Consider the following 21057-nt stretch of genomic DNA (forward strand, 5'->3'; position numbering starts at 1 on the left):
GGTCGCCTTGGGCCGGGAAGGATTCATCACTGCATGCGTTCGGTGGGCATGGCCGAACGCGCGCTGGAGCTGATGTGCAAGCGCTCGGTGCAGCGAACGGCGTTCGGCCGGCCATTGGCCCGGCTCGGTGGCAATATCGACAAGATCGCCGACTCGCGCATGGAGATCGACATGGCGCGCCTGCTGACCCTGAAGGCCGCGTACATGATGGACACCGTGGGCAACAAAGTGGCAAAAAGCGAAATCGCCCAGATCAAGGTGGTCGCCCCGAACGTCGCCTTGCGGGTGATTGACCGGGCGATCCAGATGCACGGAGGCGCGGGGGTGTCCGGTGATTTCCCCCTGGCCTACATGTACGCGATGCAGCGTACCCTGCGTCTGGCCGACGGCCCAGACGAAGTCCACCGCGCGGCGATTGGCAAATTCGAGGTCGGCAAATATGTGCCTAAAGAGATGATGCGAAGCGAGCATCGCTGATCCCGCTTGCGCAGCCGTCGACTGACACAACGCAATCGGTTGGAGCCGGCTTGCTGGCGAACCTGATCCATCAGACAACACGATGGCAATTGGCTGAACGTGTTCGCCAGCAAGCCGGCTCCTACAGGATCGTGGCATCGACGGACTGGGCGGCGAGCCAACGAAACGGCAGTGCCGTCGCTACGGAGGGCCTGCGTTGCGAGGGGCTGTCCGGTCAGTCGCCAGCTTGTTACTCCAGCTCAAGCCAGATCGGCGCGTGGTCGGACGGCTTGTCCATCGATCGCAAGTGGTAATCCACGCCGGCTGCCTTGATCCGCGGTTGCAGGCCGTGGGACGCCAGAATCAAGTCAATGCGCAAACCACGCTTGGGTTCGTCCTCAAAGCCGCGACTGCGGTAATCGAACCAGCTGAACTGATCGACAACCTCCGGGTACAGATGGCGGAAGCTGTCCACCAGACCCCAGGCTTTGAGTTTGCCGAGCCACTCGCGTTCTTCCGGAAGGAAGCTGCACTTGCCGGTTTTCAGCCAGCGCTTGGCATTGTCGGCGCCGATACCGATGTCGCTGTCCTCAGGCGAAATGTTGACGTCACCCATCACCACCAGCGGCTGATCGTTGCTGAACCGCGTTTCCAGCAACTGCTGCAACTCCGCATAGAAGCGCAGCTTGGCCGGGAACTTGGTCGGGTGGTCACGGCTTTCGCCCTGTGGAAAGTAGCCGTTCATGACGGTCACCGGATTGCCGTTGCGGTCAGCGAAGGTACCCCAGATGAAACGGCGCTGGGCGTCCTCATCGTCATTGTCGAAGCCCTTGTGAATCGTCAGCGGTGGCTGACGCGAGAGCAGGGCGACGCCGTAATGGCCTTTCTGACCGTGGAAGTGCACGTGGTAGCCCAACGCTTCGATGTCCGCTTGGGGAAATTGCTCGTCGGAGACCTTGGTTTCCTGCAAACCAATGACGTCGGGCTGATGCTTCTCGATCAACGCCGCCAGTTGATGCGGTCGGGCGCGAAGGCCGTTGATATTAAAAGACACAATTTTCATGGGCGGCGGTCCTGGCAAAAACAAACGGCGATGCTAGCCGACCTTCCCGGCGGGGGCCAGCGCGCGGTTCGCTCGGCAAGACGGCAAACGGCGCGCGCGCTTTTCGCAAAGACGGCCAAGCGGGTGGAACTGCCATGGCGGGGGCGACTCGAAGCCTTGAGATCACCTACCCGAGCGGCCGCTCCGGAACCCATCAAAAGGACCCACACCATGCCTGAACTGCCCAGCGAGACGGCGCAGATCCGTCAGCTCGACAGCGGCTACTCACGCGAAACCCGCTTGCTGCTGTACCAGGCTTACCGCCAGGAGCCGAGCTTTGCCTACCTGTTCGAATCCGGGCGAGCGGGCTATGAGCAGCGCGTCAGGGCGACTATCCGCGCGCTGGTCAAACAGCATTATCTCCAGGAGCTGCCGGCGTTGGGCCTGTTCGTCGCAGACCGGCTGGTCGGGGTGGCGCTGATTGCGCCGCCCCAACGGCGGCTGGGCATCACCGAAAGCTGGGCCTGGCGCATTCGCATGCTCATGAGCACGGGCCTGCGCTGCACTCAGCGCTATCTGGCGTATTACCACGCCGTGCTGTCTTGCCTGCCATCGGAGGCCGTTCACGTGCTGCCGCTCTTTGGCGTGCACCCGGACTTCCAGGGGCAGCACTACGGCGAGCAATTGCTGATGGCGTTGCACGACTGGTGTGCAGAGGACAAAAACTCGGAAGGGATCGTCCTGGACACCGGCAATGGCAACTACCTGGAGTTCTATAAACGACAGGGCTATGAAGAAATCGGCGAGGTGGAAGTAGGACCCGTCCGAGAACACATATTTTTCCACCCAAACCCGCAGGTTTCACTGGGTTCCGTGGCTTGAACTGCACAAGCTTCTCCCTCTTCGCGGGTTTCAGCAGCCCGCGTCGCTCGTGTAGCATTCGCGCCTATGAAGTTTCCCCATCGATACACCAGTGGCTTTCTCTTGATGTTTTCCAGCTGCGCGGCCTTCGCCGATGCGCAGCTCGACGTCCGGGTCAAGCCCTCCAACGCCGCCCTTAAATCCAACATCGAAGGGTATGTGGGCAGCCTCGGCGAGCGTGACGAACCCGCGCTCGAACGCTTCAGCGTTGGCGCCGTCGAGCAGGCGCAGAAGGCAGCCCAAGCGCTTGGCTACTATCAGGCGCAGATCGAGAGCGAGGTCCGCCACGCCGACAACAACCTGCAACTGCTGCTGAAGGTCGAGGCGGGAGAGCCGGTGCACCTGCGCAACGTGTCCATACGCGTGACGGGCCAGGCCACCCAGCTGAAAAGCTTCAGGGTGCCGGACGGCAACGCTTTGAAGCCCGGCGCAGTGCTCAACCACGGCGTTTACGAGGACGCCAAGCACCTGATTGAAAACCAGGCCGCGCGGTATGGCTTCTTCAACGGCCGGTTCGTGACCCAGCGCCTTTCCGTGGACCCGCGCTCCGGTGTCGCCGACATTGAGCTGGTCTATGACAGCGGGCCGCGTTTCTCCCTCGGGAAAGTGACCTTCAGTGGTGATGCCCCGTTCGATGATGACCTGCTGCGGCGCATGGTGCCCTTTAAGCAAGACACACCCTACGACTCCGAACTGATCGCCGAACTCAATCAGGCCATGCAGTCCAGTGGCTATTTCGAAGGGGTGCGGGTCAATGCATCACCCACCGACGCTCAGGCCCAGGTCATTCCCGTCAACGTGCAGTTGCAGACGCGCAAGCCACGGACCATGGGGCTTGGCGTCGGCTATTCGACCGACGTCGGTCCCCGGGTAAAAGCCAACTGGACGCGGCACTGGGTCAACCCCCAGGGTCACAGTTATGGGGCGGAAGCCGAAATCGCCGCGCCGCGCCAAAACGTCGGTCTGTTCTACGACATCCCGCTGGACCCGCCCCTGACCGACAAACTGCGGTTCGCCGGCGGCTACCAATATGAAGAGATCGCCGACACCGACAGCCTCAGCAAACTGCTGACGGTTGGGCCGGAGTGGCACAGCACCCTGCCCAGTGGCTGGGAACGGGTCATCTCATTGAAATGGCAGCGCGAAGAATACCGCCTGGGCAACGACGAAGGCCTCAGCACCTTGCTGATGCCAGGCATCAGCTATTCCTACCTGCGCAGCGACAACCGCATCGACCCGCATAAGGGCTACCGTATTCAGTTCGACACCCAGGTTGCCAAGGAAGGCCTGGGCTCGGACGCCAACGTCGTGCACGGCACGGTCATGCTCAAAGGGCTCACCACGGTCGCGCAAAACCACCGTTTCCTTGGGCGGGTGCAGGTCGGGGGCAGCGCCACCAACGGCTACACATCAATCCCGCCGTCCCTGCGCTTTTTCGCCGGGGGCGACCAGAGCGTGCGCGGCTACGACTATCAATCGCTGTCACCGGAAAACTCCGACGGCGACAAGATTGGCGGCCGCTACATGATTGCCGGCAGCGCCGAGTACCAATACTCGATTGCCGAAAAATGGCGCGTGGCGGCGTTCGTCGATCAGGGCAACTCGTTCAACTCCCTGGACCTGCCAAGCCTGAAGACTGGCGTGGGCATTGGTGTGCGCTGGGTGTCCCCGGTCGGGCCGTTGCGCCTTGACCTCGCCCACGCGCTGGATGAAGACGGCGGCATACGTCTGCACTTCTCGATGGGGCCTGAACTGTGACCAATAGGAATTGGCTGAAACGCATCGCGGCCATCACGGCGATTACCCTGCTGTCCTTGGTCATCCTGGTGACGCTGGCATTGACCGTGCTCCTCGGGACCCAGACCGGCAGCCGTTGGGCGCTCGGTCTTGTGCCGGGCCTCTCGGTCGAGGGGTTTGCCGGTCGTCTGGGTGGCGCCTGGCAGGCGGATCATCTGGTCTGGGAGCAAGGCTCAAGCAGGGTCGAGGTCGATGCGCCGGTGTTCGACTGGTCACCGTCGTGTCTGGCGCGCATGACGCTGTGCATCGACAACCTGCAGACCGGCGACATCAGGCTGCAATTTCCTCCTTCCACTGGCGAGGCCAGCAGTGGCCCTGTCACGCTGCCTGACCTTAAACTTCCGCTCGCGTTGCAGCTGGGTCGCGTGCAGATCGGCAGCCTGCACCTGGACGGCACTGAACAGGTGCGCGACGTGCAACTGGCGGCGCACTGGACCGCTGAAGGGCTGAAGATCGATTCACTGCACGCTGGTCGTGACGACATCGTGCTCGACCTGTCGGGTCTGCTCAAACCCGAGGGTGACTGGCGGTTGACCGCCGAAGGGCAATTGAAGCTGCCGGACGTCAGCGGTCAGCCGTTGTCACTGGCCCTGAACATTCAGGGCGATCTGCTCAAGACGCTCACCCTCAACGCGCAGAGCAGTGGCTACATCGACGCCCGTCTGGTCGGTCAGTTACAGCCTCTGGTGGAAAACCTGCCGGCAGACATCGCCATCACCAGCGACGCGTTCAAGCCAAGCGCAGACCTGCCGGACACGCTGCAGCTCAATCACCTGATCCTCAAGGCCAAGGGCGACCTGGCCAGCGGCTACGCTGTGACCGGGAACGCCAGCCTTCCTGCGGAAAAGGGCCCGGTAGCGTTGGCGCTTCAGGGCCGCGTCGATGCCCAAGGCGCGCAGATCGCGGCACTAAACCTGACCGCCAGTGACAATCAACGCCTCAAGGCGAGCGGCACGCTGGATTGGCAAGAGGGTCTGCGAGCCGATGCGAAACTCGACTGGCTGGACTTCCCCTGGCATCGCTTGTACCCACTGGTCGATGAGCCCCAGGTCAGCGTTCATACGTTTACCGGCGAGGTGTCTTACACCGATGGCAAGTACCTCGGCCACCTCGCCGGCGACTTCAACGGGCCGGCCGGTCCGTTCACCCTGAGCAGCCCGTTCAGCGGCGATCTGCAGCAGATCTTTCTGCCGCAGCTTGAATTGACCGCCGGGCAAGGCAAGGCCGGCGGTCACCTGAACCTGCAATTCGCTGACGGCATCGCCTGGGATACGGCGCTGGACCTTGCTGCCATCAACCCTGCGTACTGGGTCGCCGAACTGCCGGGTTCACTGGCCGGTCCGCTGCGCAGCAAGGGCGCGTTGCGCAACGGACAGCTGAGCCTGAATGCCGATCTGGATCTGAAGGGGCGTTTGCGCGGCCAGCCTGCAGTGCTACAGGCCAAAGCCGATGGCGCGGACAGCCAATGGAATCTCAACGCACTGGATGTTCGCTTGGGTGACAACCGGGTTCAAGGTACGGGCAGCCTCCAGCAGAAGCTCGCCGGACAACTGGACATCAACCTCACGCGCCTGGGTCAGCTGTGGCCCGGGCTACAGGGGCAGATAAAAGGGCGCGTCGACGTCGCCGGCACGGTGCAGGCTCCCCAAGGGCAGTTGGCCCTGCAGGGCACACAACTGGCCCTGAACGACAACAAGGTGCAGACCCTCTCGCTGGCCGCCCGGCTGGACAACGGCCAGCGCGCTACGATTGACCTGAAGACCAGCGGCATTCAGGCCGGCGACACCGCCCTAGGGACGCTGACCGTCAACGGCCAGGGCGACAGCAAACGTCAGCAAGTCAAACTCGACCTTCAAGGGCCGCTGCTCAAACTGGCCCTCGCCCTGGACGGCAATCTGGATAAAGGCGACTGGCGCGGGCGTCTGGCCAGTGGCGATATTCAGAGCGGCGGACAGGACTGGAAGCTGCAACAGCCAGCGAAGCTGGAGCGCCTGGCCGATGGCAAGGTCAACTTCGGCGCCCATTGCTGGGTGTCAGGGCCTGCGAGTCTGTGCGGCGAAGACCAGCGGCTGATGCCGGAACCGCGCTTGCGCTATCACCTCAAGCGTTTCCCCATAGAAAGCCTGGCGCAATGGCTACCCAAGGACTTCGCCTGGAAGGGTGCATTGAATGCCGACATCCAGCTGGACGTACCGGCCGCCGGCCCCAATGGCCAGGTGATCATCGATGCCAGTGGCGGGACGCTGCGGGTCAGGGACAAGAACCAGTGGCTGGACTTCCCCTACGACACGCTGAAGCTGAGCAGCAGCCTGACCCCCAAAAAGGTCGACACCCGCCTGGATTTCCGCGGCGGCAAGCTGGGTGAGTTGATGGCGCGGCTAAGCATCGACCCGATCGCCAAAAACAAGCCCGTCACCGGCGACTTCACCCTCAGTGGCGTGGATGTATCGGTGGCTCGGCCGTTCGTGCCGATGGTGGAAAAGCTCAACGGCAAACTGAACGGCAGCGGGCGCATCTCGGGCAGCCTGATGGCGCCGCAGATCAACGGCAATGTGGCGCTCAACGACGGCGAGGTGTCCGGCCCAGAATTGCCGGTCAGCCTGGAAAAGCTCAACGTGCAGGCTCTGATTGCCGGCGAGCGTGTCGACCTGACCGGCAACTGGCGCAGCGGCACGGCGGGTCAGGGCAGCCTGGGCGGGCATGTGGCCTGGACCGATGCGCTGGATGTCGACGTTGCCCTTAAAGGCACGCGCCTGCCGATCACGGTTGAACCTTACGCCAGGCTGGAAGCCGCCCCCGACCTGAAGATAACGCTGCAGGGCGACCGGCTCGCGGTATCGGGCAAAGTGCTGATTCCCAAGGGCGAAATCACCGTGCGGGAATTGCCGCCGTCCACGGTGAAAGTCTCCGATGACACCGTGATCGTCGGTCAGCAGACTGAACAGGGTAAACCGCCGCTGGCCCTTGCCATGGACGTGAACGTCGAGGTGGGTCAGCAGACTTTAAGCTTCAGCGGCTTCGGCCTGACCGCCAATCTCGTCGGACACGTGCACATCGGCGATAACATGGATACGCGCGGCGAGTTGAACCTCAACGATGGCCGCTACCGGGCTTACGGCCAGCGACTGACCATTCGCAAGGCGCGCCTGTTATTCGCCGGGCCTGTGGACCAGCCCTATCTGGACATTGAAGCCATCCGCCAGACCGACGACGTGATTGCCGGCATACGCCTGAGCGGCAGCGCCGAACAGCCGACCACAACGGTATTTTCCGAGCCGGCCATGAGTCAGGAGCAGGCGCTGTCCTATCTGGTGCTGGGCCGTCCGCTGAGCACCAACGGTGAGGACAGCAATATGGTCGCTCAGGCGGCGCTCGCGCTGGGCCTGGCAGGCGGTTCGTCGACGGCGGGCAAGCTGGCGTCCGGGTTGGGCATCCAGGATTTCGATCTGGACACCTCGGGCAGTGGCGACAAGACGTCGGTGGTGGCCAGCGGCAAGATCACTGACAAACTGAGCCTGCGTTACGGCGTAGGGGTGTTCGAACCGGCCAACACCCTGACCTTGCGTTATCTGCTGAGCAAGAAGGTGTACCTGGAGGTCGCGGGAGGCGTGGCCAGTTCGCTGGACATTTTCTACAAGCGGGACTTCTGATCAGCCATTGACCAGCTTCATCGCCGCCTCGGGATACCGACCGCCTGCGACGGCGCTGGAGGGGAACAGCTCTTTCAAGGCCTGCAACTCCGCTGCGCTGAGCGTCACGTCCAGCGCCGCGACGTTCTGCTCCAGGTATTTACGCTGCTTGGTGCCCGGAATCGGAATCACGTCATTACCCTGGGCCAGCACCCAGGCCAATGCCAGCTGGCCGGCGGTGATGCCTTTTTCGGCTGCCAGTTGCTCGACTTTCTGCACCAGCAGCAGGTTCTTGCCGAAGTTCTCGCCCTGAAACCTGGGGCTGCTGCGGCGATAATCGTCAGCGGCGAAGTCGTCGGGGCTCTTCAGTGCGCCGGTCAGAAAACCTCGTCCCAACGGGCTGTACGGGACAAACGCGATGCCCAGACGGCGGCAGGTGTCCAGTACGCCGTTTTCTTCCGGGTCGCGGCTCCACAACGAGTACTCGGTTTGCAAGGCGGCGATGGGATGCACCTTGTGCGCGCGTTCGAGCGTGCTCGCCGACGCTTCGCTCAAACCCAAAAAGCGCACCTTGCCGGCCTTTACCAGCTCGGCCATGGCGCCAACGGATTCTTCGATCGCCACGCCCGGATCGATGCGGTGCTGGTAATACAGATCCAGCGTGTCGATCTTCAATCGCTGCAAGGTGCCATCGATCGCGGCGCGGATGTATTCGGGACTGCCATTGACTCCACGCGCGCCCGCATCACTTGGCGTACGCACGATGCCGAACTTGCTGGCGATGAACGCCTGGTCACGCTTGCCGGCCAGCGCTTTCCCCAGCAGCTCTTCATTGGTGTGCGGGCCGTACATGTCGGCGGTGTCGAGCAGCGTGACGCCCAGTTCCAATGCGCGGTGAAGGGTGGCGATGGCTTCATCGGCGTTGCCGTCGGTGGTATAGAAATCGGTCATGCCCATGCAGCCCAGGCCAAGCGCCGAGACCTGCGGTCCGTTTTTGCCAAGTTGACGCGTTTGCATGATGGATGCCTTGTTGATGAAGAGGGTCACCATTCTTGCCCCTCGACAGCGTCGGGATAAACCGGCTAGAAGTGCTTTCACTATTAGCGATTTCTAAACAATCATTCGCCGGAACCGTGACGAGCCATGGATAAATTCAACGCGATGCGCGCTTTCACCCGCATTGTCGAGCTGGGTGGTTTCGCCAGGGCCGCCGACAGCCTGCACATGCCCCGCGCCTCGGTGACCATCCTGATCAAACAGCTGGAGGCGCAGTTTGGCGTGCAACTGCTGATGCGCACCACGCGGCAGGTATCGCCTACGCTGGACGGCCAGGCCTATTACCACCGCTGCGTCAATGTGCTGAACGAGCTGCAAGCAGCGGAATCGGTGTTCGCCTCGGTCGCCAGCGACCCTGAAGGTGTGTTGCGCGTCGACATGCCCGCGGGCATCGGCCGACTGATCATCATGCCACTGTTGCCGGAGTTCACCGAGCGTTACCCCCGGCTGGAAATGGAAGTCGGCATGAACGATCGCCCGGCGGACCTTATCCGGGAAGGCTACGACTGCGTGATCCGAGGCGGGCAGCCCCTCGACCACTCGCTGGTGGCTCGCCCGCTCGCGCAAATGCGCCAAGTGGTGTGCGCCAGTCCAGCCTACCTGCAACGGCGCGGCACGCCGGCGTGTCTGGCCGATCTGCCGCATCACCAGATGATCGAGTACTTCTCTTCGACCAGCAATAAACGCTACGGCATCGAGTTCATCGTCGAGGGCCGAACCCACGAGCCGGACCTGCCCAAGGCCCTGGCGACCAACAGCGCCGATGGCTACCTCGCTGCGTGCAGCGCGGGTTACGGGCTGGTGCAGACGCCGTACTACCACGTTGCCGAACTGCTGCGCCGGGGCGAGCTGATCGAAGTGCTGGGCGACGTCGAGCAGCCGCTGCTGCCGTTGGCCGCGCTGTACCCGGCACACCGGCAAATGTCCCGGCGGGTGAGGGTCTTCGTCGACTGGGTGGTGGACGTGTGCTCGCGTCCGGGGCTGATGGACAAACCGGTAATGCACGGCATTTCCTGAGAACAAAATCATTTCCGGCGGTAGGTCACTACGCACTTTCGTGGTTAACTTCCGCCTTTGCACGCAACCTCAAATAAGGACTCAGCTCATGGCACAAGTGACTCGTAGAGGCTCCCCGGTACAGATCAGCGGCGAACTGCCGAAAGTCGGCAGCAAGGCCCCGGCCTTCACGCTGGTGGCGGGCGATCTGTCCGACGCGACCCTGGAAACCTTCGCCGGCAAGCGCAAGGTGCTGAACATCTTCCCGAGCGTCGACACCCCGACCTGCGCCACCTCCGTGCGCAAATTCAACGCCCAGGCCAATGAGCTGAGCAACGCTGTGGTGCTGTGCATTTCGGCGGACCTGCCGTTCGCCCAGGCGCGCTTCTGCGGCGCCGAAGGGCTGGAAAACGTGAAGAACCTGTCGACGATGCGTGGCGCGCAGTTCATGCAGGACTACGGTGTCGCGATCGCTGACGGTCCGATGGTCGGCCTGACCACCCGTGCGGTGGTGGTGCTGGACGAAAACGACAACGTCCTGCACAGCGAATTGGTACCGGAGATCGGCCAGGAGCCGAACTACGACGCAGCGCTGGCCGTATTGAAGTAAGCTCGCAGGCGGCGTATGGCCATCAGCGGATGGCACTGCCAGGCAACACCCGGCAACATCAAGGCGGCCTGACACCCTCAGGCCGTTTTTTATTGGTACGTCAGCACCTTATCCAAAATGAGCACTAGGTAAATTCCCGGTAAAGGCCCTTTGCATCGCCGGCCCCTCTGCTTATTGTTCAGCCTCCCGAAGACGCTCACGCGCACACTGGTTGATTTATTCATGCAATCGTCTGCCCCCCGTAATTCCCGTCGCTGGCTGATAAGCCTGTTGGTTCTGTTGATCGTCGCTGGTCTGTGCTGGCGCTTCTGGCCGGGGGCTGCCTCGCAACCGAACGCCACGGCGCAGAAAGGCGATCAGGCCCAGACCAGCGCAAGCCGTAGCGGCGGCAAGGCGGTAGCCAAGCGCCCTGGCTTCGGTGGTTCGACCGTTCCGGTACCGGTGCGGGTGGCAGCAGCAACCACCGGGGATTTCCCCGTGTATTACAAAGCCCTTGGCACGGTGACGGCGCTCAACACGATCAACGTGCGCAGCCGGGTGGCGGGCGAACTGATGAAACTCAATTTTCAGGAGGGCCAGCAGGTCAAGGCCGGTGATTTGCTGGCGGTGATCGACCCGCGCAGCTACCAGATTGCCCTGCAGCAGGCCGAAGGCACGCTGATGCAGAATCAGGCACTGCTCAAAAATGCCCAACTCGACGTACAGCGTTATCGGGGCCTGTACAAAGAAGACAGCATCGCCAAGCAGACCCTGGACACCGCTGAATCCCTGGTTGGCCAGTACCAGGGCACCATCAAGACCAATCAGGCCGCCGTTGGGGACGCGAAGCTCAACCTTGAGTTCTCGCAGATCCGTGCGCCCATCTCGGGCCGTATCGGTCTGCGTCAGCTTGACGTCGGCAACCTGGTGGCCGCCAACGACACCACCGCCCTGGCGGTTATTACCCAGACCAAGCCGATCACCGTGAATTTCACCCTGCCGGAGAAGGACCTCGCCGAGGTGCTCAGCCGTTATCGCAGCGGCGACAAGCTGCCAGTAGAGGCCTGGGACCGCGGTGACCTGAAGCTGCAGGCCAAGGGCGTACTCGCCAGCATCGACAACCAGATCGACATCACCACCGGCACGCTGAAATTCAAGGCACGTTTCGATAACGACAACGAAACGCTGTTCCCCAATCAGTTCGTCAACGCGCGCCTGCTCGCCAACACGCTGAAAAGCGTCGTTCTGGTGCCGTCGGCCTCGGTCCAGTTCGGCGTCAACGGCACGTTCGTGTACGTCATGGACGGCGACAAGACCGTTCGCATCCGCTCCCTGAAGACCGGGCCAAGCGATGAGAACGCCACGGTGATCACCGAAGGTCTGGCGGCGGGCGACCGCGTGGTGCTTGAAGGCACAGACCGCCTGAAAGACGGCAGCGCCGTGGACGTGGTCAACGACAGCAAGGACGTCCCGGCCACGCCGGGGCAACAATTGCAGGGCAAGCCGTCCAAAGAGCCCGGTGAATCGGCCGCTGCCGAGAGCCCGAAGAAAGGCGACGTATGAACCTGTCACGGCTGTTCATCCTCAGGCCGGTCGCGACCACGCTGAGCATGCTTGCCATCGTGCTGGCCGGCCTGATCGCGTACACGCTGCTGCCGGTCTCGGCGCTGCCGCAGGTGGATTACCCGACCATTCGGGTGATGACGCTGTACCCGGGTGCCAGTCCGCAAGTCATGACCAGTGCCGTGACGGCGCCCCTCGAGCGCCAGTTCGGGCAGATGCCGGGCCTGACCCAGATGGCCTCGACCAGCTCCGGCGGAGCCTCAGTCATCACATTGCGCTTCAGCCTCGATATCAACATGGACGTCGCCGAGCAGGAAGTGCAGGCGGCGATCAACGGCGCGACCAATCTGCTGCCCAGTGATTTGCCCGCGCCGCCAACGTACAGCAAGGTCAACCCCGCCGACACGCCGGTGCTGACCCTGGCGATTACCTCCAAGACCATGCTGCTGCCCAAGCTCAACGATCTTGTCGACACGCGCATGGCGCAGAAGATCGCGCAGATCAGCGGAGTGGGCATGGTCACCATCGCCGGCGGCCAGCGTCAGGCGGTGCGGATAAAGGTCAACGCCGACGCGCTGGCCGCCAATGGTCTGAACCTGGCGGACGTGAGGACGCTGGTCAGCGCTTCCAACGTCAATACGCCCAAAGGCAATTTCGACGGCCCGACGCGGGTGTCGATGCTCGACGCCAACGACCAGCTCAAGTCCCCCGAGGAGTACGCCAATCTCATTCTGGCGTACAACAACGGCGGCCCGCTGCGGCTCAAGGACGTCGCCGAGATCGTCGACGGTGCCGAAAACGATCGGCTTGCCGCCTGGGCCAACGAGAACCAGGCCGTACTGCTGAACATCCAGCGCCAGCCGGGCGCCAACGTCATCGAAGTGGTCGACCGGATCCAGGCGCTGCTGCCCAGCATCACGCAAAACCTGCCGGCGGGACTGGACGTCACCGTGCTCACCGACCGCACGCAAACCATCCGCGCTTCGGTCAGCGACGTGCAGCACGAGTTGCTGATTTCCATCGTGCTGGTGGTGCTGGTGACCTTTCTGTTCCTGCGCCGCTTCAGTGCGACGATCATTCCCTCGGTGGCCGTGCCGCTGTCGCTGATCGGCACCTTTGGCGTCATGTACCTGGCCGGTTTCTCGGTCAACAACCTGACGCTCATGGCGATGACCATCGCCACCGGGTTCGTGGTCGACGACGCCATCGTCATGCTGGAGAACATTTCCCGGCACCTGGAGGAGGGGGAGACGCCGTTGCAGGCCGCGCTCAAAGGCGCGCGGCAGATTGGTTTTACGCTGATCTCGCTGACCATTTCCCTGATCGCCGTCCTCATCCCGCTGTTGTTCATGGCCGATGTGGTCGGGCGCCTGTTCCGCGAGTTCGCCATTACCCTGGCCGTGGCGATCCTGATTTCGCTGGTGGTTTCCCTGACCCTGACGCCGATGATGTGTGCGCGCTTGCTCAAGCGTGAACCGAAGGAAGAAGAGCAGGGGCGCTTTTACCGGACCAGCGGTGCGTGGATCGACTGGCTGGTGGCCGCGTACGGGCGCAAGTTGCAATGGGTGCTCAAGCATCAGCCGCTGACGTTGCTGGTGGCCATCGCCACCCTCGGGATCACCGTGCTGCTGTACCTGGCGGTGCCCAAAGGCTTCTTTCCGGTGCAGGACACCGGCGTGATTCAAGGGATTTCCGAAGCGCCGCAGTCAGTGTCGTTCGCTTCCATGAGCCAGCGTCAGCAGGCCCTGGCGAAGATCATCCTCAAGGACCCAGCGGTGGCCAGCCTGTCGTCGTACATTGGCGTCGACGGCGACAACGCGACCCTGAACAGCGGCCGCATGCTGATCAACCTCAAGCCTCACAACGCGCGTGACGTCACCGCGTCCGAGGTGATCCAGCGCCTGCAGCCCGAGGTCGATCAATTGTCTGACATCCGACTGTTCATGCAGCCGGTGCAGGACCTGACCATCGAGGACCGGGTCAGCCGCACCCAGTACCAGTTCAGCATGTCCTCGCCTGACGCCGACCTGCTCAACCTGTGGAGCGGCAAACTGGTCGAGGCGCTGGTGCAGCGCCCGGAATTGACCGACGTCGCCAGCGACCTGCAGGACAAAGGCTTGCAGGTGTTCCTCAACATTGACCGCGATGCCGCCAGCCGTCTGGGCGTGACCGTCGCCAACATCACCGATGCGCTGTACGACGCCTTCGGCCAGCGGCAGATTTCCACCATCTATACCCAGGCCAGTCAGTACCGCGTGGTGCTCCAGGCCGATTCGCGCAGTGAACTGGGCCCGGAGGCGCTGGAACAGATTCACGTCAAGACCACCGACGGCGGCCAGGTCAAGCTGTCCAGTCTGGCGCGGGTCGAACAGCGCCAGGCGCAGCTGGCCATTGCTCACATCGGACAATTTCCGGCGGTGATGATGTCGTTCAACCTGGCGCCGGGCGTTGCGCTGGGCAAAGCCGTTGAGGTCATTGAGCAGGTGCAAAAAGACATCGGCATGCCGATTGGCGTGCAGACGGAATTCCAGGGCGCGGCCGAAGCCTTTCAGGCGTCGCTGTCGAGCACGCTGTTGCTGGTGCTCGCGGCGGTGATCACCATGTACATCGTGCTGGGTGTGCTCTATGAGAGCTACATCCACCCGATCACCATTCTCTCGACCCTGCCGTCGGCGGCCATCGGTGCGCTGCTGGCGCTGATCCTCAGCGGCAACGACCTGGGCATGATTGCCATCATCGGCATCATCCTGCTCATCGGCATCGTCAAGAAGAACGCGATCATGATGATCGACTTCGCCCTGGACGCTGAACGCAACCGTGGCATCGACCCGCAAACCGCCATCTATGAGGCGGCACTGCTGCGCTTCCGTCCCATCCTGATGACGACCCTGGCGGCGCTGTTCGGCGCCATCCCGCTGATGTTCGCCTCAGGCTCGGGGGCCGAACTGCGTCAGCCGCTGGGGCTGGTAATGGTCGGGGGGCTGCTGGTCAGCCAGGTCCTGACGCTGTTTACCACGCCGGTCATCTATCTGTATTTCGATCGGTTGGGGCGCAGGTTTGCGCGTCAGCCTAAAACCGAGGTGGCGCTATGACCGGCAGCCACGAGCTTCAAGCCGCAAGCTGCAAGAGGGATGTTCGCTGCAGTTTCGCTTGCGGCTTGAAGCTTGAAGCCTGGAGCTCACACCCATGAACCTCTCGGCGCCGTTCATCCGCCGCCCCGTGGCCACCATGCTTTTGAGCCTGGCGATCATGCTGCTGGGCGGCATGAGTTTTGGCTTGCTGCCGGTGTCGCCGTTGCCGAACATGGACTTCCCGGTGATTGTGGTCAGCGCCTCGTTGCCCGGCGCCAGCCCGGAAATCATGGCGTCCAGCGTGGCCACGCCGCTGGAGCGCTCGCTGGGGGTGATCGCCGGGGTCAACACCATGAGCAGCCGTTCAAGCCAGGGCTCGACGCGGATCATTCTGCAGTTCGACATGGACCGCGACATCAACGGTGCCGCGCGGGAAGTGCAGGCGGCCATCAATGCCTCGCGCAACCTGCTGCCCAGCGGGATGCGCAGCATGCCGACCTACAAAAAGGTCAACCCGTCCCAGGCGCCGATCATGGTGCTGTCACTGACTTCCGACGTACTGGAGAAGGGCGAGCTCTACGACATGGCCTCGACGATCCTGTCCCAGAGCCTGTCCCAGGTAAACGGTGTTGGCGAGGTGCAGATTGGCGGCAGTTCGCTGCCTGCGGTGCGCGTGGAGCTGGAACCCAAGCTGCTGTCCCAGTACGGCGTGTCGCTGGATGAAGTGCGCACCACCATTTCCAATTCCAATGTGCGCCGCCCGAAAGGCTCGGTGGAGAACAGCGAGCACAACTGGCAGGTGCAGGCCAACGACCAGCTGGAGAAGGCCAAGGACTACGAATCGCTGATCATCCATTACGCCAACGGCGCTGCGCTGCGGCTCAAGGACGTGGCCAAGGTCAGGGATTCGGTGGAGGACCGCTACAACAGCGGCTTCTTCAACGACAAGGCGGCGGTGCTGCTGGTGATCAACCGCCAGGCCGGTGCCAACATCATCGAAACTGTCGCGGCGATCAAGGCGCAATTGCCGGCGTTGCAGGCCGTGCTGCCGGCCAGCGTCAAGCTGGATCTGGCCATGGACCGTTCGCCGGTGATCAAAGCCACGTTGCATGAAGCGGAAATGACGCTGCTCATCGCCGTGGTGCTGGTGATTCTGGTGGTGTTCCTGTTTCTCGGGAATTTCCGCGCCTCGCTGATCCCGACGCTGGCGGTGCCGGTGTCGCTGGTGGGCACCTTTGCGATCATGTACCTATATGGCTTCTCGCTGAATAACCTCTCGCTGATGGCTTTGATTCTGGCCACCGGACTGGTGGTCGACGACGCCATCGTGGTCCTGGAAAACATCTCCCGGCACATCGACGAAGGCGTGCCGCCCATGGAAGCGGCTTACCTGGGTGCCAAAGAGGTGGGCTTTACGTTGCTGTCGATGAACGTCTCGCTGGTCGCGGTGTTCGTCTCGATCCTGTTCATGGGCGGACTGGTGGAGAGCCTGTTCCGCGAGTTTTCCATCACCCTCTCGGTGTCGATCATCGTCTCGCTGGTGGTTTCGCTGACGCTGACGCCCATGCTCTGCGCACGCTGGCTCAAGCCTCACGTGCCGGGCACGGAAAACCGCTTGCAGCGCTGGAGCCAGCGGGTCAATGACCGCATGGTCGCCGGCTATGACCGCAGCCTGCGCTGGGTCCTTCGGCATCGGCGCCTGACACTGTTGACACTGCTGCTGACCATCATCGGCAACGTCGCGCTTTATGTGGTGGTGCCGAAGACCTTTCTGCCGCAGCAGGACACCGGTCAACTGATGGGCTTCGTGCGGGGCGACGATGGCCTGTCCTTCTCGGTGATGCAGCCAAAGATGGACGTGTTCCGCTCGGCGATCCTCAAGGACCCGGCGGTGGAGAGTGTCGCGGGCTTCATCGGCGGCAACGGCGGCACCGGCAATGCGTTCATCATCGTGCGCCTGAAACCGATCAAGGAACGCAACGTGGGCGCCGAGCAGGTGGTCGAGCGGCTGCGCAAGGAAATGCCCCTGGTCCCGGGCGGGCGCCTGTTCCTGCAGCCCGATCAGGATTTGCAACTGGGCGGCGGGCGCGAGCAGACCACCTCGCAATACCAGTACATCCTGCAGAGCGGGGACCTGGAAACCTTGCGCCTGTGGTACCCGAAGATCGTCGCCGCGCTCAAGTCGCTCAAGGAACTCACCGCCATCGACGCCAACGACGGCGGCGGCACCCAGCAGGTGACGCTGATCGTCGACCGCGATGCGGCCAAGCGGCTGGGCATCGACATGAACATGGTCACCACCGTGTTGAACAACGCCTACAGCCAGCGTCAGGTGTCGACCATTTATGACCCGCTGAACCAGTATCAGGTGGTCATGGAGGTTAACCCTAAATATGCCCTGGATCCGACCACCCTGGAGCAGGTCCAGGTGATCACTGCCGATGGCGCGCGGGTGCCGCTGTCGACGATTGCGCGTTACGAGCGCAGCCTGGAAGACGACCGCGTCAGCCACGACGGCCAGTTCGCTTCGGAGAACATCTCCTTCGACCTGGCGGACGGCGTCACCCTGGATCAGGCCAACGCCGCCATCGAACGCGCCGTTGCGGCGGTCGGCCTGCCAGAAGACGTGATCGCCAAAATGGCGGGGACGTCCGACGCCTTCGCCGCCACCCAGAAGAGCCAGCCGTGGATGATCCTCGGCGCGCTGGTGGCGGTGTACCTGGTGCTGGGCATTCTCTACGAAAGCTACATCCATCCGCTGACCATCCTCTCGACCTTGCCCTCGGCCGGCGTCGGTGCGCTGCTGAGCATCTACCTCACCGGTGGGCAATTCAGTCTGATCTCGCTGCTGGGGCTGTTCCTGCTGATCGGGGTGGTGAAGAAGAACGCGATCCTGATGATCGACCTTGCCTTGCAACTGGAACGACAGGGCGGCATGACCCCGGTGGAATCGATCCGCAACGCCTGCCTGCAGCGCCTGCGGCCGATTCTGATGACCACGCTGGCGGCGATTCTCGGTGCCGTGCCGTTGCTGCTGAGCAGCGCCGAAGGGGCGGAGATGCGCCGGCCGCTGGGCCTGACCATCATCGGCGGCCTGATCCTCAGCCAGATCCTCACGCTGTACACCACGCCCGTGGTTTACCTTTATCTCGACCGTCTGCGCCATCGCTTCAACACGTGGCGCGGTGTGCAGACGGATGCTGCCCTGGAAACCCCGCTATGAACGACTCGTTGAAAACGCCCGTCCCCCGGCGGACGCTGCCGTTTCGCCGGACCTTCTCCATCGCCCTGTGCGCCTTGCTGCTCAGCGCGTGTGCCGTCGGCCCGGACTACAAAACGCCGGACATGCCGACCCCGGCGCACTTCAAGCAGGCCGAAGGCTGGACCCAGGCCAACCCGAGCGATGCCATTGCCCGCGGCGCCTGGTGGGAAATCTATGGCGATGCCCGGCTTAACGCGCTGGTGGAAAAGCTCAACACGTCCAACCAGACCGTGGCGCAATACGAAGCCCAGTACCGCCAGGCCGCCGCCCTGGTGCGCAGTGCCCGGGGCGCGTTCTTCCCGACACTGGACCTGACCACCAGCAAGAACCGCTCAAGCCAGGGCACCGGCAGCAGCAGTTCGAGCCTGAGCAGTTCCAGCAGCGGCATTCGCGACACCTACAACGCGCAGCTGGGGGTGAGCTGGGAGGCCGACGTGTGGGGCAAGCTGCGCCGGGGCCTGGAAGCCGACAAGGCCAGCGCCCAGGCGAGCCTTGCCGATCTGGCGTCGATGCGCCTGAGCCTGCAATCGCAACTGGTGCAGAACTACCTGCAACTGCGCGTCATCGACGAGCAGAAGCGCTTGCTCGAAGCGACCGTCGACGCCTACCAGCGCTCGCTGACCATGACCCAGAACCAGTACCGCGCCGGGATTTCCGGGCGCGACGCCACCGCCCAGGCCCAGACCCAACTCAAGAGCACCCAGGCCGACCTGATCGATCTGCAATGGCAGCGGGCTCAGTTTGAAAATGCGATTGCCGTGCTGATGGGCCAGGCGCCGGCGGACTTCAGTCTCGGGGCGACCACGTCGATTCCGGCGGTGCCGCAGATTCCCGCTCAACTGCCCTCGCAATTGCTTGAACGGCGCCCTGACATCGCCGCCGCCGAGCGTTCGGTGATGACGGCCAACGCCAATATCGGTGTGGCCAAGGCCGCTTACTACCCGGACCTCACCCTGAGCATGAGCGGCGGTTACAGCAGCAGCACGGTGAGCAACTGGATTTCCCTGCCCAATCGCTTCTGGTCGGTGGGCCCGCAGCTGGCGATGACGCTGTTCGACGGCGGCCAGCGCGCCGCCGAAGTGGACCGCACGGAAGCGGTCTACGACCAGACCGTCGCCCAGTACCGGCAGACTGTGCTCGACGGTTTCAAAGAGGTCGAGGATTACATGGCGCAGTTGCGCGTGTATGAGCAGGAAGCCTCCGTGCGTGCCGAAGCGCTGCAGTCGGCGCGCGATTCCCTGCGCCTGACCAACAACCAGTACAAGGCCGGGCTGATCGGCTACCTGGACGTAGTCAACGTGCAGACCACGGCACTGAGCAATGAACGCAGCGTGCTCAATGTGCTGGAAAGCCGATTGGTGGCGAGCGCCCAGTTGATCGCGGCCCTGGGGGGCGGCTGGGACGCGGCGACCGGGCTCACGGCGGGCGCCGAGGTGTCGAAACGCTAGTCTTGTATAAATAGCGATGTGCCAGCTTTGCGACAGAGTGACGGGACATGCCCGCGAAATTCGGTACAATCGCCGCCGCATTCATCAGGGCTGAAAGGCCGCACTCCTTTGAGCCAAGGGCCAGCCCATGTTGATCGGCCATTACACCTATTCGCTGGTTCTGATTTCAGTCCTGGTGGCGATTCTCGCGTCCTACACGACCCTTGACCTGGCCGGGCGCATCGCTTCGGCCACCGGGCGGGCGCGGGCGCTGTGGGTGATGGGCGGGGCGCTGTCCATGGGCGTGGGCATCTGGTCGATGCATTTCATCGGCATGCTTGCGTTCAGCCTTCCCATCGCGTTGGCGTACGACATTGCGCTGACCTTGCTGTCGCTGCTCATCTCCATTGTCTCCTCGGGCTTCGCGTTGTGGCTGGTCAGTCACGACCGCGTCCCGGTGTCCAACGTCCTGCTCGGCGCCTTCGTCATGGGACTGGGCAGCAGCACCATGCATTACACCGGCATGGCGGCGATGCGCATGCAGCCCGGCATCGACTACGACCCGACCCTGTTCGGCCTGTCGCTGGTCATCGCTGTGGTGGCATCCGCCGCCGCGCTGAGCATTGCGGTGAGGCTGCGCAAGGAGACCCCGTACGTGCGCCTGGCCCGTGGCGGCGCGGCGGTGATCATGGGTTTCGCCATCCTCGGCATGCATTACACCGCCATGACTGCGGCAAACTTTCCGGTCGGCAGTTTTTGTGGCGCGACCGTCAATGGGCTGCACACCGACGGGCTGGACAAGCTGGTACTGGTCACCAGTCTGGCGGTGCTGGGCATTACGTTGCTGACGTCCGTGCTTGACGCTCGCCTGGCGGCGCGTACCGCGCAGTTGTCGCAGTCGCTCAAGGAAGCCAATCGCGAGCTGACGCAGCTGGCTCTGCACGACAACCTCACCGGGCTGCCGAACCGCATCCTGCTGGCCGATCGCATCGATCAGGCGATGGGCAAGGTCGACGCGCAGGGCGGCATGTTCGCCCTGATGTTCATGGATCTGGATGGCTTCAAACCGGTGAACGACGCGTTCGGCCATCACGTCGGCGATCAGCTCCTGCGTGCGTTGGCGGCGCGCATGCGCGAGAACTTCCATCGTCACGACACCCTCGCGCGGATTGGCGGGGATGAGTTCGTGCTGCTGGTCGAACTCGACAATGGCGAAGAAGCGGTCAGCGTCGCCTCGCGCCAGGTGGC

At 63.0% G+C, this 21057-nt stretch carries 13 protein-coding genes; 11 read left to right on the plus strand and 2 right to left on the minus strand.

Going from position 1 to position 21057, the window contains the following annotated elements:
• On the plus strand, positions 1-477 hold a 477-nt coding region (locus VF672_RS19175; RefSeq protein ID WP_331106124.1), incomplete at its 5' end, for an acyl-CoA dehydrogenase family protein.
• A gap of 229 nt (positions 478-706) precedes the next feature.
• Here VF672_RS19175 and xthA read toward each other — a convergent pair.
• The gene (gene xthA, locus VF672_RS19180; protein ID WP_331106125.1) at positions 707-1519 is read right to left on the minus strand and encodes an exodeoxyribonuclease III; all 813 of its coding nucleotides are present in this window, start codon (positions 1517-1519) and stop codon (positions 707-709) included.
• A 210-nt stretch (positions 1520-1729) separates the two neighbouring features.
• On the opposite strand from xthA, the gene VF672_RS19185 reads away from it, so the two are divergent.
• The 3 genes from VF672_RS19185 to VF672_RS19195 all read left to right on the plus strand — a co-directional run bounded on the left by VF672_RS19185 (position 1730) and on the right by VF672_RS19195 (position 7866).
• Positions 1730-2380 (plus strand): GNAT family N-acetyltransferase, encoded by a 651-nt coding sequence (locus VF672_RS19185; protein WP_331106126.1) that lies wholly within the window; start codon positions 1730-1732, stop codon positions 2378-2380.
• A gap of 66 nt (positions 2381-2446) precedes the next feature.
• On the plus strand, positions 2447-4177 hold the full coding sequence (locus VF672_RS19190) for an autotransporter assembly complex family protein (protein ID WP_331106127.1): 1731 nt from the start codon (positions 2447-2449) through the stop codon (positions 4175-4177).
• 32 nt (positions 4178-4209) lie between these two features.
• On the plus strand, positions 4210-7866 hold the full coding sequence (locus VF672_RS19195) for a translocation/assembly module TamB domain-containing protein (RefSeq protein ID WP_414705633.1): 3657 nt from the start codon (positions 4210-4212) through the stop codon (positions 7864-7866).
• On the opposite strand, the gene VF672_RS19200 is transcribed toward VF672_RS19195, so the two are convergent.
• On the minus strand, positions 7867-8862 hold the full coding sequence (locus VF672_RS19200) for an aldo/keto reductase (RefSeq protein ID WP_331106128.1): 996 nt from the start codon (positions 8860-8862) through the stop codon (positions 7867-7869).
• Between the two features lie 126 nt (positions 8863-8988).
• Here VF672_RS19200 and VF672_RS19205 point away from each other — a divergent pair, with 126 nt between their 5' ends.
• The 7 genes from VF672_RS19205 to VF672_RS19235 form a co-directional block, all read left to right on the plus strand.
• Positions 8989-9918: a LysR family transcriptional regulator gene (locus VF672_RS19205; protein ID WP_331106129.1), complete on the plus strand. Its 930-nt coding sequence runs from the start codon at positions 8989-8991 to the stop codon at positions 9916-9918.
• Between the two features lie 88 nt (positions 9919-10006).
• The gene (gene tpx, locus VF672_RS19210; RefSeq protein ID WP_331106130.1) at positions 10007-10507 is read left to right on the plus strand and encodes a thiol peroxidase; all 501 of its coding nucleotides are present in this window, start codon (positions 10007-10009) and stop codon (positions 10505-10507) included.
• A 207-nt stretch (positions 10508-10714) separates the two neighbouring features.
• On the plus strand, positions 10715-12049 hold the full coding sequence (locus VF672_RS19215) for an MdtA/MuxA family multidrug efflux RND transporter periplasmic adaptor subunit (protein WP_331106136.1): 1335 nt from the start codon (positions 10715-10717) through the stop codon (positions 12047-12049).
• On the plus strand, positions 12046-15141 hold the full coding sequence (locus tag VF672_RS19220; RefSeq protein WP_331106131.1) for an MdtB/MuxB family multidrug efflux RND transporter permease subunit: 3096 nt from the start codon (positions 12046-12048) through the stop codon (positions 15139-15141). The genes VF672_RS19215 and VF672_RS19220 overlap by 4 nt, the downstream gene beginning before the upstream one ends.
• A gap of 94 nt (positions 15142-15235) precedes the next feature.
• Positions 15236-18343: an efflux RND transporter permease subunit gene (locus tag VF672_RS19225; RefSeq protein WP_331106132.1), complete on the plus strand. Its 3108-nt coding sequence runs from the start codon at positions 15236-15238 to the stop codon at positions 18341-18343.
• Positions 18340-19830, plus strand: coding sequence for an efflux transporter outer membrane subunit (locus VF672_RS19230; RefSeq protein WP_331106133.1), 1491 nt, complete (start codon positions 18340-18342; stop codon positions 19828-19830). The genes VF672_RS19225 and VF672_RS19230 overlap by 4 nt, the downstream gene beginning before the upstream one ends.
• A 127-nt stretch (positions 19831-19957) precedes the next feature.
• The coding region (locus VF672_RS19235) for an MHYT domain-containing protein (protein ID WP_331106134.1) at positions 19958-21057 on the plus strand (1100 nt) is incomplete at its 3' end.

This window comes from Pseudomonas sp., assembly GCF_036387035.1.
Classification (GTDB): Bacteria; Pseudomonadota; Gammaproteobacteria; order Pseudomonadales; family Pseudomonadaceae; genus Aquipseudomonas.

Coding starts and splice junctions, on each gene's coding strand:
- VF672_RS19220 (WP_331106131.1), top strand. CDS start 12,046: ATGAACCTGTCACGGCTGTTCATCCTCAGGCCGGTCGCGACCACGCTG.
- VF672_RS19185 (WP_331106126.1), top strand. CDS start 1,730: ATGCCTGAACTGCCCAGCGAGACGGCGCAGATCCGTCAGCTCGACAGC.
- VF672_RS19190 (WP_331106127.1), top strand. CDS start 2,447: ATGAAGTTTCCCCATCGATACACCAGTGGCTTTCTCTTGATGTTTTCC.
- xthA (WP_331106125.1), bottom strand. CDS start 1,519: ATGAAAATTGTGTCTTTTAATATCAACGGCCTTCGCGCCCGACCGCAT.
- VF672_RS19225 (WP_331106132.1), top strand. CDS start 15,236: ATGAACCTCTCGGCGCCGTTCATCCGCCGCCCCGTGGCCACCATGCTT.
- VF672_RS19230 (WP_331106133.1), top strand. CDS start 18,340: ATGAACGACTCGTTGAAAACGCCCGTCCCCCGGCGGACGCTGCCGTTT.
- VF672_RS19205 (WP_331106129.1), top strand. CDS start 8,989: ATGGATAAATTCAACGCGATGCGCGCTTTCACCCGCATTGTCGAGCTG.
- tpx (WP_331106130.1), top strand. CDS start 10,007: ATGGCACAAGTGACTCGTAGAGGCTCCCCGGTACAGATCAGCGGCGAA.
- VF672_RS19200 (WP_331106128.1), bottom strand. CDS start 8,862: ATGCAAACGCGTCAACTTGGCAAAAACGGACCGCAGGTCTCGGCGCTT.